Source organism: Exobacillus caeni (genome assembly GCF_005747095.1).
Classification (GTDB): Bacteria; Bacillota; Bacilli; order Bacillales; family Guptibacillaceae; genus Exobacillus; species Exobacillus caeni.
In genome coordinates this window covers 102,877-119,519 of the sequence record NZ_SWLG01000002.1, presented here as the reverse complement: position 1 = coordinate 119,519, position 16,643 = coordinate 102,877, and the positions used below count along the sequence as shown (strand labels likewise).

Below are 16,643 nucleotides of genomic sequence, written 5' to 3'. Positions count from 1 at the left end.
CCAAGATTCATGAGGTGATCGATTACAAAATAGCTTGTTTATTTAATACTACAAAGTCTTCAGGACGCTGTTCGTTTTTGTTAAACCAGTATAATAAGGATTCGGAGATGCGTTTTGAAGCATGTCCATCTCCGTATGGATTGGATGCTTTTGCCATCTTTTCGTATGCTTCATTGCTTGTGAGCAGCTCATGAGCCGTATTAAAAATGGTATCTTCTTCCGTACCCACTAACTTCAGAGTTCCTGCTTCGATCCCTTCTGGCCGTTCGGTCGTATCCCGTAATACGAGCACCGGAACACCAAGCGAAGGTGCTTCCTCCTGCACGCCGCCGGAATCGGTCAGAATGATGTGGGCTCTTGAAGCAAAGTTATGGAAGTCTACCACACCCAGCGGTTCGATAAGATGTACCCTTTCGTCATTCCCCAGTACTTCGTCAGCGATTTCCCTTACTACCGGGTTTAAATGGACCGGATATACAACCTGCAGATCATCTTCCTCTTCTACTAACCGTTTGACAGCCTTAAACATATTCCGCATAGGATCTCCTAGATTTTCCCTTCGATGAGCTGTTAGGAGCATTAATCGATCGTCCCCGATTTTATTTAACACTTCATGAGAGTAAGTTTCTTTTACTGTTGTTTTTAATGCATCGATCGCGGTGTTTCCCGTAATAAAAATAGAATCTTCTTTTTTGTTTTCCTCTTTCAAGTTTGCAGCAGCCTTAACGGTAGGGGCAAAATGAAGATCAGCGATCACGCCTGTTAATTGGCGGTTCATCTCTTCTGGAAACGGAGAATGTTTATTCCACGTTCTTAACCCTGCTTCAACATGACCTACTGCAACCTGGTTATACAGGGCAGCAAGACTGGCAACAAATGTCGTTGTCGTATCTCCATGGACAAGAACAATATCCGGCTTGACCTCTTTCATAATCTCGTCCAGGCCTTCTAACGCTCGATTAGTTATATCTTTTAACGTCTGGCGGCTTTTCATAATGTTTAGATCATAATCAGGTGTAACGCCAAACACTTCCAACACCTGATCCAGCATTTCCCGGTGCTGCGCGGTAACCGTAACAATCGATTCAATCTGTTCAGCATGTTTTTCGAGCTCTAAAACCAGCGGCGCCATTTTAATCGCTTCCGGTCTCGTCCCAAAAATCGTCATTACTTTGATTTTTTCCATCACTTAGTAAGCCCCCTACATTTTATGTATCACTTTTCATCTAGCCTACATACTAAAGGCTACTGGCAGGTATTACAAGGAGCGGGATTATTACTGAATAGTAAGTTCTTAATAGATTTCCATAATATTAAAATTCGGTAGTAACAAAGGCATCCTAAAAAAATTTTTAACAAAAGTTTTTTAACTAAATTAAGGAAATGCATGGGCATAATAGCTTAATATAGACTTATAGGTTTTAAAATAGAAAAAAAGATAATAGTTAAACATTACAGGGGGTATTTGTATGAAGAAAATTTATGTTTCTAATCCAGCAAATCTAAAAGAGGCTTTAACAATTGCTATTGAAGCTACAGGCACGATTCTAACAACAACACAAAGAGAAAACCTTTCTATGTTCGTAAATGAAATTCCAAATAAAATACAGGAAGAAGAGCTTTCGATCGAACCGGAAACCAATAAAGACTTTATTTTCTGTCTCGAGCACTTTGAAAACACTCGAACATTCCATTGGCTAAGAGAAAACTTCTATGAAATATTGCTAGACTTTAAGAGAGAACTCCTAAAATGAAGTGCAAAAAATGAGGTGCCAGGCACCGCTCGTGGACAATTGTCCATTTGCGGTGCCTGGCACCATTTTTGAGGGACAGGGGGACAGGTTTACTGTCGCTCTGACTATAGCTTTACATTACTGCACTCAGCTATGGCTAAGAGAGTGTTATCCAGAGCATACTGAAATGTTCATCCTTCGTTAACAGAGCACACTAAACTGCAATTATTTTCCAAAAAGAAACAAGAAGAAAGGTCAATAAAAAAAGAACATCCCTCTTAATCAAACGTTTGATTAAGAGGGATGTTCTTAAAATGAAGTGCCAAAACGAGGTGCCAGGCACCGCTCGTGGACAGTTGTCCATTTGCGGTGCCTGGCACCCTTTTCAAGCATCATCTTTACGGCAAATCATTACCCGCTGAGCGATAGAGTTCGTACCATTCCTGTCGTGTGAGTTCGATATCAGAAGCTTTAGCGATATCGTTCAATCTTTGAGGATTCATCGTGCCGACAACCGGCTGGATTTTTGCAGGATGGCGCAAAATCCACGCGGTCGCAATAGCAGAATCGGTCACACCTTTTTTCTCAGCTAGTTCCTGCAGTTTGGCATTTACTTCAGGAAAAGCATCGTTTCCGATAAACGGCCCTTCGATCATGCCATGCTGGAAAGGAGACCATGCCTGCACAGAAATATCATTTAACCGGCAGTACTCTAGCACATTACCGTCCCGAACGACCGCAGGGTCATTTTGCATATTTACATTGAATCCAGCATCGATCATCGGTGTATGTACAAGGCTGAGCTGCAGCTGGTTCACGATCAAATCATCATCCAGGTACTTTTTCAACAACTCCATTTGCATCGGATTCTGATTGCTAACACCAAAGTAACGTACCTTGCCGCTTTCTTTTAACGTTGCAAAGGCTTCTGCCACTTCTTCCGGTTCCATAAGCGCATCCGGACGGTGAAGCAATAAGCTATCAACATAGTCTGTTTTCAAGCGTCGCAGACTTCCATCTACAGATTCTAAGATATGTTCCTTTGAAAAATCAAAAAAGCCTTTTCGGATTCCGCATTTTGTCTGCAGCTTGATTTTTTCACGAAAGTCATCATTCATTTCGATCGCTTCTGCAAACACTTCCTCTGACTTTCCACCGCCATAGATGTCTGCATGGTCAAATAAATCAACCCCTGCTTCGATGGCATTTTGAATGACATTTGCCGCATCTTTATTGCTAAGTTCGCTCATCCGCATACACCCGAGGGAAATTTCGCCAACCTTCAGGTCACTTTTGCCCAATCTTATCTTTTTCAAACTGGCACCTCTTTTCATTTGTTATACGCCCTTATGCTTTGAATCAAAAGGAACATTTATAAAACATATCCTCTGAAAGAGCAAACAGAACGATAGCCCTGTCTGCTGCTACAGAGGATTCGATACACCTACTTATTCTCTATCCATATCATCCGGATCAGGACCGACGCGCTTGTCCTGATTCAAGCCGTTAATTTTCTCCATTTCTTCACTGGAAAGTTCAAAATCAAACACATCTGCATTTTCTTTAATACGATGCGGCTTGGTTGATTTCGGGATGGTAACAACTTCATTTTGAAGGTCCCAGCGCAAAATCACTTGAGCGGTAGATTTCCCATGCTTATCTGCGATTTCTTTTAGGACCTGATCGTCGAGCAAACCGCCCTGCATTAACGGAGACCACGCTTCAAGCTGAATGCCATGCTTTTTGCAATAGTCATGCAGGCTGCCCTGGCTTAGTCGTGGATGGTACTCTACCTGATTGACCATCGGCTTGATTTCACTGTCTGCAATAAGGTCTTCAAGATGGTGCTCTTTAAAGTTGCTGACACCGATCGCTCGAACCTTTCCATCCTTATAAAGCTTTTCAAACGCTTTCCACGTTTCTTTATATTTGTCTTTTTTCGGCACAGGCCAGTGGATTAGATAAAGGTCCACATAGTCCAGTTGTAGTTTTTTTAAGCTTTCTTCAAAAGCAGCTAACGTAGATTCATAGCCCTGCTCAGAATTCCATAGTTTCGTAGTGATGAAAAGCTCTTCACGCGGCACACCCGATTCAGCGATCGCTTTCCCGACGCCCTCTTCATTCCCATAAATTGCAGCAGTGTCGATGCTTTTGTAACCGGCTTCAATCGCTGCCTTCACGGAGCTGATCACTTCTTCGCCTTCTTCTACTTTGAAAACTCCAAGTCCTAACCATGGCATTTCAACACCATTATGTAATCTCGTGGTGCTTTGTAAACTTTTCATACTATACACCTCTTTTTTGTTTATTTATCTTCATTGTACCTATTCTCCTTACCATAATTAAAGAAATATGACTTCAAAATAATGGTGCCAGGCACCGCAAATGGACAACTGTCCACGAGCGGTGCCTGGCACCACATTGTTTAAACTTCTAACTTACTGGGCTTCTTCGGTATGTGATCAAATATTTTGTGGGATTCGAACAGCTCTACAAGGTTGCCGACCCACTCGAGGTATTCCAATCCTTCGTGCAGTTTTTCCAGGTCTTTATCGATCAGTTCCTTTGTTTCTTCGTCCATCTCATCATCCAGCTTTAATTCATTTAGTTCATTGATGGATTTTTTCAAGGAATGGGTTTTAGGGACTATTATTTTTCGCCAGTGGTAACAAAAGTATTTGATGAAGCTTTCATAGTTATCTTCTTCTACTTTATATAGGTCTTTCCGTTCTCCCTTTTTCCATACCTTTTCCACCAGTCCGATATCATCCAGTTCTCTAACCGCGTTGCTCATGCTGGCTTTACTCATTCCAAGGATGTCTTTCATATCATCTAATGTCATCGGTTTTTCGTAATAATACATCACCGACATCAACCTTTTCACGGTCGGCTGCAAACTGAACAGTGTCTGGCTTTCAGAGTTCTGGTCGATAATCCGTTCTCTCGCCTCTTTAAATTTAGGGTTCAACCGAATTCCCCCTTCATGAATACGTAATGTTCTAACTATTATAACACTATTGATTCAAGACAGCCGAAACAAAAACTTTTGCGGTTAAAAGCATCGATTTTTCATCCACGTCAAATTTTGGATGATGATGTGGATATACAGCATCGATCTCCGGGTTCCCTCCTCCTACCCAGAAAAAGGTTCCCGGAACTGCATCGACAAAATAAGCGAAGTCTTCGCCTCCCATATCAGGCGGTTTTACGACAACGTTATCTTCCCCGACGATATCCGTTGACAGCTTTTTGATATATGCTGTTTCTTTAGGATGGTTATATAACGAAATATACCCATTTACATATTCGACGTCGATCTTTGCACCATGTTTTTCTCCAGTTTTTTCCGCGATCAGCTTTAATTCTTTCTCGACCTGCTCTCTTACATCTGGATCATAAGTGCGAACTGTTCCTTTTAAGTGTGCTTTATCCGGGATGACATTATGTGCTTTTCCGCTATGAAATGCTCCTACCGTTACAAGTGCCGGCTTTAACGGATCAACCCTTCTGCTTACAATATTCTGCAGGTCGACGACCAGATGGCTGCCGATAACAAGCGGGTCGACCGATCGGTGCGGTTCTGCCCCGTGCCCGCCTTTTCCATGGATCGTAATGTCGAATGTATCTGAGGCCGCCTGCACGTAACCATCATTAACCGCAACCTGGCCTATCGGAAAATTCACTTCAACATGAGCGCCATATACTTCATCGACGCCCTCCAGGCAGCCATCTTCCACCATTCCTTTCGCTCCGCCCGGATACAGCTCTTCAGCATGCTGGTGAAGAAAGACGACGTTTCCCTTTAGTTCATCTTTTATCCCGCTCAAAACTTTAGCCGTTCCAAGCAATGCCGCAGTATGGATATCATGGCCGCAGGCATGCATGACGCCCGGAACCTTCGATTTATAAGGTACATCTTTTTCGTCTTCGATCGGCAAAGCGTCAAAGTCGGCCCGAAGCGCGATCGTCTTGCCCGGCTTTCCTCCTTTTAAATAACCAACAACACCGTTACCGCCTACTTTTGTTTTCACTTCTATTCCTAAATCTCTCAGGTAGTTTGCGATAAACGCAGGAGTCCTTTTTTCCTGGAACGACAGCTCAGGATTCATATGTAAATCCCTTCGAATTTCGACCATCTCATCGTATACATTTTCTAGTTGTTCATATAGCTTTTCTAACATCGTGTAATGCTCCTCTCCATTTCTTTGAATCCTCTATCTTATAAACGATTACCAAAACAAAAGGGAAGTGTGATCACTTCCCTAAAAATCTGCTTATTCGAAAGCAATTTTCGTGGTGATCACTCTTCCTGTTGGATGTGGGTCAAATCCTTTGATGTCAGATCTTGCTGCAAGTACCGGTGTTGAATGGACTAACGGAATAATCGGCGGATCTTCATGCATGATCTCTTGAGCACGCTTGTACAGTTCACTACGTTTCTCCTGATCAGAAATGCTTCTTGCTTCTTCCAATATTCCGTTTAGCTCTTCATTCGCATAGAAAGTTGAATTCATGCTTCCGATGTTATCCTCATGCCACAATGTGTAGATAAAATCATCTGCATCCCCGTTCGTACCGGTCCAGCCAAGAAGAAAGGAGTCGGCTTCCCCCTGCTTTACTTTGTCTAAATATGTTGCCCATTCATAACTCACAATCTTGGCTTTCACACCGATCTCAGCGAAACTGGATTGCAGGTATTCAGCGACCTTGTTAGCATTCGGCATGTAAGGACGCGCGACAGGCATCGCCCATAGTTCCATTTCAAAGCCATCTCCATAACCCGCTTCTTCTAAAAGCGCTTTTGCTTTTTCAAGGTCATACGGATAGGCTTCGATGTCATCGTTATAACCCTCAACTGAAGGAGGAATCGGGTTCTTGGCAGGATCAGCCTGTCCACCAAAGAATGCATCGATCATCTTTTCTTTATCTACGGCATGATTCAACGCCTGGCGTACTAACTTGTTGTCAAACGGTTCTCTTGTCACATTGAAACCTAAGTAACCGAGATTAAGGGACGGTCTTCGAAGTATTTGTAAATCAGGATTTTTTTCCACTTGAGGAATATTAACAGGGTCAAGCCCATCGACCATATCCACTTCTCCACTGAGTAAGGCATTCAAGCGAGCTGAATTCTCCGGTATTGTTCGGAAAATCACCTGATCTACTTTTGGATAGCCATCAAGCCAGTAGTCTTTGTTTTTATTTAGTACAACACGGTCATTTCTTCTCCATTCTTTAAAAGTAAACGGGCCTGTTCCTACCGGGTTACTTCCATAATCTTCCCCATATTTTTCAATCGCAGCTGGACTTGAAATAGAGAAAGGCGTTAAAGCAAGCCCTTTCAAAAAGGTCGGCTGGACATTGTTCAGTGTGAACTTAACGGTATAATCATCAACCGCTTCGACCGATTTAATAGCATGTCCTTCATCCCCTTTAAACCCGCCAAAAACAGCCCCATACATATAAAATCTTTCTTTATCCTGTGGTTCCATCCAGCGCTCAAAGTTATAAACAACAGCCTCGGCATTAAAATCAGTGCCATCATGGAACTTAACGCCTTCTCGAAGTTTAAACGTATATGTTAAACCGTCTTCAGACTCTTTCCATTCTTTTGCAAGCAAAGGTTCCACTTTCGTTTCGCCTTCCGCAAACGTAACCAGTGTTTCTAAAATACTTTGGGACACATTCTCCGATTCACTATCGGTAACTTCGGAAGGATCTAAAGAAACCGCGTCACCGCCACGGGCAAATATAAAGGTTTCCTTCTTTTGGGCTCCATTTCCATTGTCTCCTCCGGTTTCATTACTTCCGCATGCTGACAGTAAAAGGGCAAAAACAAGTGTACAAACTGTTAAAAACAAACGACTCTTTTTCATTAAGTTACAACTCCTATCATTTTTTTCATGTCTCTCCGTAACAAGTGGCAGAAACAGCATTTTTGATTCGGCGTGTACTTTCTGAGGGCTAAGTAACTATCATTTTCAAAATTGTATTGGGATTTTCTAAGGTGAAAGATGATCTCCTGGTGTGTTCCTGTACGATGAACTGCTGTAGAATTTTAAATCTATGAGGTATGTATGTTTGCGTTTTTAATAGGTAGATTCCTTAAAATATGAATGTTATTTAGTTTTTTACATGGATCAGGCCATTTCTATTGCCTCCTTTCCTTCTGTTCATTTTGTTTAATATATATTAAACGATTTGTATAAAGTAAATTATAGGCGAGAAAATAATAAATGTAAACACCGAATTTTTTATATTTTCTAAAAATAGGGACAGAGGGACAGGTTCATTGTCCCTTTTCCATAGAGGGAAGATCGCTAAGAAACAACTTTCACTTTTCCAGTTCCGAACTTTTTTCAAAAAAATTTTTTTGCAAAAAAACAGGTGGGACACTTGCTGTATCAAGCATCTTCTAACAGGGACGAAAAATGTCCTCTTTGTCGAGAAAAGTCCCCGGAGGAACTGAAAAACCCTTACAGAATAAGAGCATTACGAAGAAATCAACAATATTAGGAGGGCTATGTTATGCAAATCATCGTGTGCCAAAAGTGTGATAAAACAGATTCATATATTCCAGGTAATAAGGTGTCTGTACACTACTCTGTTTGCAAAACTTGTAAAACAACTAAATAAACATAGCTGGCAAATGAGCCAGCTATGTTTAGAAAAGAATGATCCCCATTATTAATTCCGAATGAGAGCAAAAATTTAAAAGAAACTACAGAACACAGCCCTTAATCAAACGCTTGATTAAGGGTTGTGTTCGTTTTTCAATTCTTTTTATTTATGGGACAAGGTACCTGTCCCCATGTCCCTCTTACGGGAATGGAAGATTTTGTCCCTTCCTGCAATAAACTAAATATAGTCGCATTTTGTCAAAAACGGGGTTGATTTCCAGTAGGTTTTATCACAAAAGCAATTTGAATAAACAGAGGTTTATACTATAATAAACGTCAAACAGTTTAAAAAATTTTAATAAGGGCTTGCGAACATAGATGCACACTAAGGGGGCACACTATTTTGAATTTCAATTTATCGCCATTGGGTGACAATGCAGTAATTGTCGAATTTGGCGAAGACATAGACATAAAAACACAACAAAAAGTGAAGACGTTTACAAGGTTTTTGGATGATAACCCTTTTCCATGGATGATTGAATATGTTCCTGCGTTTACAACGGTATCCATCTTTTATGATCCGATGGAGGTCCTCCACCTAAACAAGCAAAATAATCGTATTCCATACGAAATAATTTGTCAGAAAATTGGAATTGTTTTAACGAAACTAACAATTGAGGAAACACTGGAACCCAGAGTAGTTGAAATACCAGTCTGCTATGGAGGCGATTTTGGTCCAGACCTGGACCATATAGCTGAACACAACGAAATTTCTGCTGAAGAAGTCATTAAGTTCCATTCTGAAGGCGATTATTTGGTTTACATGATTGGATTCGCACCCGGCTTTCCATACATAGGGGGTATGTCTGAACGGATAGCTACTCCAAGACGGAAGTCTCCCCGCCTTAAGATCCCTGCTGGTTCTGTAGGTATCGCAGGAAAACAAACAGGTGTTTATCCGATCGAAACTCCCGGAGGCTGGCAGTTGATAGGGAAAACTCCTTTAAAGCTGTTCCGTCCACTTGATGATACTCCAAGCCTGTTAAAAGCTGGAGACAAAATTCGGTTTAAACCTATTTCATTTGAAAAGTTCAAAGAATTGGAGGCGGAAGGATGATCTTAATAACTAAGCCAGGCCTCCTTACAAGCGTGCAGGATTTAGGAAGATACGGCTACCAAAAATATGGTGTTATCGCCAGTGGGGTCATGGATCAACTCGCTCATCGAGTCGCTAACCTATTAGTAGGTAATCCCGACAATGAGCCCACAATTGAAATTACATTGTTAGGTCCGGTCATTGAGTTCCAGGAGGATGCATTGATTTCCCTGTGTGGAGGCGACCTGTCACCAACAATCGACGGTAATCCTATAAGAACGTGGCGAGCGGTTTTAGTTAAAAAAGGCAGCCAATTACGATTTGGGCAATCTAAAAATGGTTGCCGAGCTTATCTAGCCGTCGCAGGAGGAATAAATGTTCCAACTGTTATGGAAAGTAGTTCTACCTATCTAAGGGCTGAGATCGGCGGTTTTCAAGGCAGAGCCCTTAAAGCTGGTGACCAGGTATCTACCGGGGCCCTTAACGACATTTCCCGCAGCATCTTAAAGCATCTATCTTTCGAGGATAAAGGGGAAAGTTTTGTGGAAATGGATTGGTCTGTTGCCACTGATTTAGTGCCGAACTTCGAATCCCCCGCTACTGTTCGAGTAATAAGGGGCAGACAATATGATTTATTCTCTGAGGAAAGCAGATCAAGATTTTATTCCGAACCATTTACAGTCACTACACAATCTGACCGTATGGGCTACCGGCTGACAGGCCCTCACCTTGAATTAGAAACACCTGCAGAAATGATTTCCGAGGCTGTGAACTTTGGCAGCATCCAGGTTCCTTCTGAGGGAAATCCAATCGTTCTTTTAGCAGACCGGCAAACAACAGGAGGTTACCCAAAAATAGGTCAAATCGCTACTGTCGATCTGCCGATTATAGCCCAATTAAAACCGAGCGATACCATCACATTTGAAGAAATTTCACATGGGGAAGCACAGCTTCTTTATATAGAAAGAGAACAAAAGCTACAGCAACTATATCAAGGGATTTCATTAAAATTACGCTGAGGAGGAATACTAATGTATATTGTCGATTTGAACTGTGATATGGGAGAAAGCTTTGGAGCCTATAGAATGGGAAGAGACGAAGAGATTCTCGACTATATCACTTCTGCCAACATCGCCTGCGGTTTCCATGCAGGAGACCCATCTACCATGCGCAAAACTGTTAGGTTAGCTCTTGAGAAAAATGTTGGCATCGGTGTACACCCGGGGCTTCAGGATCTTGCTGGTTTTGGAAGAAGGAACATGGATATATCCCCGCAGGAGGCATATGACCTGGTTGTTTATCAGATCGGCGCTTTGTATGGGTTCGTAAAATCAGAAGGCGGAAAACTGCAGCATGTGAAGCCCCACGGCGCATTGTTCAACATGGCTGCCAAAGACGCCGCACTATCAGAAGCCATCGCAGAAGCAATCTACAAAGTGGATCCCGAGTTAGTTTTATTCGGGTTAGCTGGTGGAGAGCTTGTAAAGGCAGGGAAAAAAATCGGGCTCCGTTCAGCAAGTGAAGTTTTTTCGGACCGCACATACCAGGAAGATGGTTCCTTAACGTCAAGGCGTGAAGAGAATGCCTTGATCAAGGATCATGAAGTAGCGGTTAACCAGGTTATACGGATGGTCAAAGAAGGCAAAGTTAAATCTGTACAGGGAGGCGATGTATCTATAAAAGCCAATACGATTTGTATCCATGGTGATGGACCAAGCGCTTTAGACTTTGCAAAATATATCTCTAAAGCCTTAACAGAAGCCGATATTACCATTGCAAAAATTGGCGGTTTTCTAACGTAATCAATTAATACTAAGGGGGTTAACGAATGAAACAATCAAATGAATCAAAAGCTAGTTTACTTTTAGGGGCAGCATTCTTGATGGCAACTTCAGCCATCGGACCTGGATTCTTAACACAAACAACAACCTTTACAGAAACATTGGCTGCAAGCTTCGGTTTTGTCATCTTGATTTCAATTATCATTGATATCGGTGCACAATTAAACATCTGGCGAATTATCGCAGTTTCCGAAAAGCGCGCGCAGGACATTGCGAATGATGTTTTACCTGGTCTCGGATACTTCCTCGCAGCGCTGATCGTAGCTGGAGGTCTTGCTTTTAACATCGGTAATATTGCTGGAGCAGGATTAGGAACCAATGTCCTTTTCGGAGTTTCTCCTCAAGTAGGAGCTCTTTTAAGCGGGATAGTTGCAATCGGAATATTTTTAGTTAAAGAAGCCGGAAAAGTAATGGACCGTTTTGCGCAAATTCTTGGGTTCATCATGATTGCTTTAACCATTTATGTAATGTTTACTGCACAGCCCCCTGTTGGCGAAGCAGTTACAAAAACCTTTGCACCTGATACTATCGACATTTTTGCAATCATCACATTAGTAGGTGGAACAGTTGGTGGATATATTACCTTTGCCGGTGGACACCGTTTAATCGACGCAGGGCTAAAGGGAAAAGAAGCTCTTCCAGAAGTTACTAGAAGCTCTGTATCCGCAATCGGTATCGCCTCTATCATGCGTATTTTCCTATTCCTTGCTACACTGGGAGTGGTGGCTCAAGGACTAAAGTTAGACCCGTCTAATCCCCCCGCTTCAGTATTCCAATTGGCAGCTGGGAATGTTGGTTACAAGATCTTTGGGGTCGTTATGTGGTCCGCTGCGGTTACTTCCGTAGTTGGAGCAGCGTATACTTCTGTTTCGTTTATCCGTACGTTAAGTAGTTTTGTTGATAAATACCACAAGTGGTTCATCGTCGGGTTTATCGCCTTATCGACATTAGTGTTCGCCTTAGTTGGTAAGCCGGTTAAAATTTTAATATTGGTAGGTTCATTAAACGGATTGATTTTACCGATCGCTCTAGGTGTGATGCTCATAGCAGCAAATAAAGCAAAAATCGTCGGGGATTATAAGCATCCTCTTTGGATGACCATTTTCGGTGTTATCATTGTTATTGCAATGGCTTATATGGGTGGATATTCACTTATCAATGGTATCCCGCAGTTGTTTAAATAAAATATATCTTACTGGTGGAGTCCTGGTGTCTCCACTGCTTTTTTTATATTTTAATACACTATGTAAGGAGGAGGAAGCATGAGCGAAATAGGTAATCTTAGCTCTTTTGATGCCCGTAGAAAGATTCGAAATAAGGAATGGGTAAAACCTACATCCGGTATGGCCAATGGCTATGTCCAGGCTAACCTGGCAGTACTGCCGAAAGACCTGGCATTTGAATTCCTGTTATTCTGCCAGAGGAACCCAAAATCTTGCCCGATCATCGATGTCACAGAACCAGGATCCGGTGTTCCAGCTTTATCGGCACCTGATGCTGATTTAAGAACTGATATCCCTAAGTATCGGCTATATAAAAAAGGGATTCTAACAGAGGAAAAGACAGATCTTCTTGACATCTGGGACGAAAATATGGTTGGTTTCCTGATCGGCTGCAGTTTTACTTTTGAAGAAGCGCTTATTAAAAACGGCATTCCGATGAGGCATAATGAAGAACAATGCAATGTACCAATGTATAAGACGAATATCCAATCTGTGAAGGCTGGACCTTTTGAAGGACCAATGGTAGTAAGTATGCGTCCTATGAAAGAGAAGGATGTTGTCAGAGCGGTACAGGTAACCAGCAGGTTCCCTGCTGTACATGGCGCACCTGTTCACATTGGCAACCCACAGAGTATTGGGATCAACGATATTAACAATCCTGACTTTGGCGATAAGGTCACTATCAAAGATGATGAAGTACCTGTCTTCTGGGCCTGCGGCGTAACACCACAAGCTGTCGCAATGCACGTAAAGCCAGAAATTATGATTACACACTCACCCGGGCACATGTTCATAACCGATCTATCCAACGAACAATTTGGCGTTCTATAAGAACAGGTGCCAGGCACCGCAAATGGACAACTGTCCACGAGCGGTGCCTGGCACCATTAGTTATTTGAATTATACTCCAGCCCATACGTCTTTTGCGTAGCGCCCTTCTTCTTGTAAGCTTGCAAGCCATTTTTTCGACTCTTGTTCACCCACACCGTGATGTTCCTGATAGGCATCCATTAGTGTTGTTTCCACCTCAGGTGCCATTTTGCTTCCATCACCGCAGATATAGAGATGGGCACCTTCATCCAATAATGAAATAAGTTTGTTTGCATCCTGTTTCATGATGTCCTGTACATAGGTTTTGGGATGGTTCTCCAAACGGGAATAGGCAATCCTCAACGAGACGATCCCTTGTTTCTCTGCCTCTTCCAGTTCAGAACGATAGAGAAAATCAAGTTCTGGATTTCTGCAGCCATAGTAAAGGATGGCCTCTCCTACTTCTAGTCCCTTCTGCTTTTGTATGCTGCGGGCTTGAAGGAATCCTCTGAAAGGAGCGATCCCTGTTCCAGGTCCGACCATGATAACAGGTGTTTCAGGATCCTTTGGCGGCTGAAAGCCTGATTGAGGACTTCGTGTAAAACATAAGATATCCTCACCAATCTGCTGCTTAGCCAAATAATTACTTGCGACTCCTTTATATTCCCCGTTTCCACTCCAGGCAGGCGCATTCACCACTCCAACCGTAATACTGAGATGGTCTTCTGCTACTTGTGGAGAGCTGGAAATGGAATAATATCTCGGTTTCAGCGGAGGTAAAAGTTCTAAGAACCGCTCGAACGATAGTTCACATGCTTCGTATTTTTCCAGGAGATCCAGCATGGAAACCCGTGTTTTCAAAATTGTCTCTTGATAGATGCCCTCTTCTGTCAACTGCTCAAGTTCCTTCTTATGCGGCGGGCATACAGTAGATGCTGCAAGTTCGCGAATTTGTTCGCGAGTTGCCGCTTCCTGTACATCCACGCTGTTCCTGATGAGCTCGTTTATGGCAACCGGACGGTCCAACGGTAGATGGGCCGCACTTCGCCCGCTGGCAGTAAGGACAACCTGATCATTTCCATTCAATCCAAATCTTCTAAGAATCCGGTTCACATTTTCAGTGCTGTTTTTCGGAAGCACTCCCAGATGATCTCCCTCCTTGTAAGATAATCCCTTAGGGAGGGCTATTTCGATATGGCGTGTGCTTCTTTCACTTTTTGCTGATTGAAGCTCCTTATTTTCCAGTATATCCGCGTTGACAGCTTCATACGTCCTGGCAAGCGGGGAACCTCTGAATCCGCTGACAAATTCAAGGCTCAGAGTACTTCGATCCTTTTTAAATTGTTCATGCTGCTTAAGGCCAAATGTGTCCTTTGCATCGTCCCACATTCTCTTTTTCCATTCATCCAGCTGCTCTTCAAAATCCCCGCTGACATCACCTTCTCCTCTGCCGGAGAAACGTTCTGCGCCCCTCTTTTCCAGCTCTTCATCTATGAGCCTGGGAACATTTTGATAAGTACTTGCCCAGTTGTGGTCGCCGCAGCCAAAGACAGCATATTTTACACCAGCTAACTCTCCAGGAGCAGATTCTTCCAGCCATTGTACGAATTGACCGGCATTGTTCGGCGGGTTTCCGTTATAAGAGGAGGTAACAATTAACACTGCCCCTTCTTTTGGAAGATTCCCGATCCCATCGTTGAGGGAGGTGATTTCCGTTCGGATTCCAAGCATCGTGGCAGTATCCGCCAGCTCCCTTGCAACTCCTTCTGCTGTACCGGTGTCTGATCCGTATAAAACGAGTAATGGGCGATCATTCACACCGCTAATGGAAGCAGGCTTAAGATCTTCTTGTTTTTCATTTGCTCCACCCCCTGTATCCCCGGTTGTTTTTTGGAAATAAGGCTGGATGGCGCTGTTTTCACGGGTTTTAACCCTGATCTTAAAATCATTCGGCTTCAGTGTCAGGGTTTGTTTTACTTCCATCTCATAATTCGTATGATCGATAAATTCAAAATGCTTAAGGAGCATTCCTAACACCAGGGTAGCTTCATGCAGGGCAAACTGCATGCCGATACAGGCACGCTGCCCGTTTCCAAATGGTTTATAGGCATGGTTCGGTACTTTTTCTGCATCCGCGAATCTTTCAGGTTTAAACTCATCTGCATCCTCTCCCCACGCTTCTTTATCCCGGTGCAATTGGGGAATCAGGACCATAACCCGTTCTTCTTCTTTCTTAATGGGGTATTTCCCACCGATCACGGTATCTTCCTTTGCATATAGGCTGAATGCCGGAGCAGTCGGCCATAAACGCAATGACTCATTGAGGATCATTCGGACATATTTCAATTGAAGAACTTGCTTATAGGAAGGGATGTCATCTGTTAAGACTTCGTCGACTTCTTCGTATGCCTTTTTCAGCTTTTCTGGATTACTTAATAAAAAATAGATGGCAAAGGATAATAAACCGCTGGTCGTTTCATGACCCGCTATCAGGAAGGTTATAATCTGGTAACGGATGTTTTCATCATCCAGCATTTCACCAGTTTCGGGATCTTTCACATTCAACATGCGGGATAGCAGGTCGTTCTCTTCATTTCCTTCCTCTTCCTTGCGCTCTGCAATAATGCTATCCACTAAAGAGAACATCCTTTGAATATCATGCTGAAATTGGCGTTTGGTTCTGATCATCAGTTTCTCCTGAATATCAAGGCGCTGTATTTGATGCATTGATTCATTCAGTGCACGGATCATACTGACAATAAACGGATGGTTCGTCTCTCGATAAAAGCTGTTGAATCGATAGTTAAAGCCGCATAATCCAATCGTATCCAACGTGAGGCGGGTCATATCCTCTGGAACATCCACTTCTTCATGGGGATTGAGGCGGCCCCATTTTTGAACAAGTTGAAGAGCGATATCCACCATCATGTCATGATATCCCTTCATTGCACGCTGGCTGAAAGTCGGAAGAAGGATGTTGTGTGCTTTTTGCCAGTTGGGCTCATGTGTCCAGCTTGTAAATAAACCGTCTCCAGCAAAAGGGCGGACTTTTTCAAGTGCACCTTCAATACTCTTATCGAAACGTGATTGATCACATACTTCTCTTACCAGTTCGTGACCAGACACAACGATGGTACTGTTGACCGGCATCTGTATTCTGAAAATCGGTCCTTGTTCTTCTGCTATATCCATTAGGGATAAAATCGGTTTGTCTTTATCCACCAGTGGAAGATTACCAAGCGGGCCATATGTTTTCGGTTGCGGAATTTCGTTAAACTTTTCCAAGAAGAACACCCTTTCACAAGATAAAAAATTTGAAT

The 16,643-nt window shown here is 42.8% G+C and carries 14 protein-coding genes; 7 read left to right on the top strand and 7 right to left on the bottom strand.

Going from position 1 to position 16,643, the window contains the following annotated elements; translation table 11 throughout:
* Positions 1–22: 22 nt before the first annotated feature.
* On the bottom strand, positions 23–1,189 hold the full coding sequence (gene wecB, locus FCL54_RS04015) for a non-hydrolyzing UDP-N-acetylglucosamine 2-epimerase (RefSeq protein WP_138123469.1): 1,167 nt from the start codon (positions 1,187–1,189) through the stop codon (positions 23–25).
* A gap of 280 nt (positions 1,190–1,469) precedes the next feature.
* On the opposite strand from wecB, the gene FCL54_RS04010 reads away from it, so the two are divergent.
* Positions 1,470–1,754: a hypothetical protein gene (locus FCL54_RS04010; RefSeq protein WP_138123467.1), complete on the top strand. Its 285-nt coding sequence runs from the start codon at positions 1,470–1,472 to the stop codon at positions 1,752–1,754.
* A gap of 377 nt (positions 1,755–2,131) precedes the next feature.
* On the opposite strand, the gene FCL54_RS04005 is transcribed toward FCL54_RS04010, so the two are convergent.
* The 5 genes from FCL54_RS04005 to FCL54_RS03985 all read right to left on the bottom strand — a co-directional run bounded on the left by FCL54_RS04005 (position 2,132) and on the right by FCL54_RS03985 (position 7,609).
* Positions 2,132–3,049, bottom strand: a complete 918-nt coding sequence (locus FCL54_RS04005) for an aldo/keto reductase (protein ID WP_138123465.1) — start codon at positions 3,047–3,049, stop codon at positions 2,132–2,134.
* Between the two features lie 132 nt (positions 3,050–3,181).
* Positions 3,182–4,018 carry an aldo/keto reductase gene (locus tag FCL54_RS04000; protein ID WP_138123463.1) on the bottom strand — a complete coding sequence of 279 codons (837 nt, stop codon included), beginning with the start codon at positions 4,016–4,018 and terminating at the stop codon, positions 3,182–3,184.
* A 140-nt stretch (positions 4,019–4,158) separates the two neighbouring features.
* Entirely contained in the window at positions 4,159–4,701 is a 543-nt protein-coding gene (locus tag FCL54_RS03995; RefSeq protein ID WP_138123461.1) for a GbsR/MarR family transcriptional regulator, read from the bottom strand.
* 46 nt (positions 4,702–4,747) lie between these two features.
* Entirely contained in the window at positions 4,748–5,914 is a 1,167-nt protein-coding gene (locus FCL54_RS03990) for a M20 family metallopeptidase (protein ID WP_138123459.1), read from the bottom strand.
* 93 nt (positions 5,915–6,007) lie between these two features.
* Positions 6,008–7,609, bottom strand: a complete 1,602-nt coding sequence (locus FCL54_RS03985) for an ABC transporter substrate-binding protein (protein ID WP_138123457.1) — start codon at positions 7,607–7,609, stop codon at positions 6,008–6,010.
* Between the two features lie 652 nt (positions 7,610–8,261).
* Here FCL54_RS03985 and FCL54_RS03980 point away from each other — a divergent pair.
* From FCL54_RS03980 to FCL54_RS03955, 6 genes are all read left to right on the top strand, one after another.
* Positions 8,262–8,369 carry a GapA-binding peptide SR1P gene (locus FCL54_RS03980; RefSeq protein ID WP_138123455.1) on the top strand — a complete coding sequence of 36 codons (108 nt, stop codon included), beginning with the start codon at positions 8,262–8,264 and terminating at the stop codon, positions 8,367–8,369.
* A gap of 387 nt (positions 8,370–8,756) precedes the next feature.
* Positions 8,757–9,470: a 5-oxoprolinase subunit PxpB gene (gene pxpB / locus FCL54_RS03975; RefSeq protein WP_138123452.1), complete on the top strand. Its 714-nt coding sequence runs from the start codon at positions 8,757–8,759 to the stop codon at positions 9,468–9,470.
* Entirely contained in the window at positions 9,467–10,468 is a 1,002-nt protein-coding gene (locus FCL54_RS03970; protein WP_138123450.1) for a 5-oxoprolinase subunit C family protein, read from the top strand. Before pxpB ends, FCL54_RS03970 begins: the two co-directional genes overlap by 4 nt.
* A gap of 12 nt (positions 10,469–10,480) precedes the next feature.
* Complete coding sequence (locus tag FCL54_RS03965; protein ID WP_138123448.1) at positions 10,481–11,251, top strand: LamB/YcsF family protein; 771 nt, start codon at positions 10,481–10,483, stop codon at positions 11,249–11,251.
* Positions 11,252–11,277: 26 nt separating this feature from the next.
* Complete coding sequence (locus FCL54_RS03960; protein WP_138123446.1) at positions 11,278–12,474, top strand: NRAMP family divalent metal transporter; 1,197 nt, start codon at positions 11,278–11,280, stop codon at positions 12,472–12,474.
* 78 nt (positions 12,475–12,552) lie between these two features.
* Positions 12,553–13,344, top strand: coding sequence for a putative hydro-lyase (locus FCL54_RS03955; protein ID WP_138123444.1), 792 nt, complete (start codon positions 12,553–12,555; stop codon positions 13,342–13,344).
* A gap of 69 nt (positions 13,345–13,413) precedes the next feature.
* Here FCL54_RS03955 and FCL54_RS03950 read toward each other — a convergent pair whose 3' ends face one another.
* Positions 13,414–16,608, bottom strand: a complete 3,195-nt coding sequence (locus FCL54_RS03950; RefSeq protein ID WP_138123442.1) for a bifunctional cytochrome P450/NADPH--P450 reductase — start codon at positions 16,606–16,608, stop codon at positions 13,414–13,416.
* Positions 16,609–16,643 lie beyond the last annotated feature (35 nt).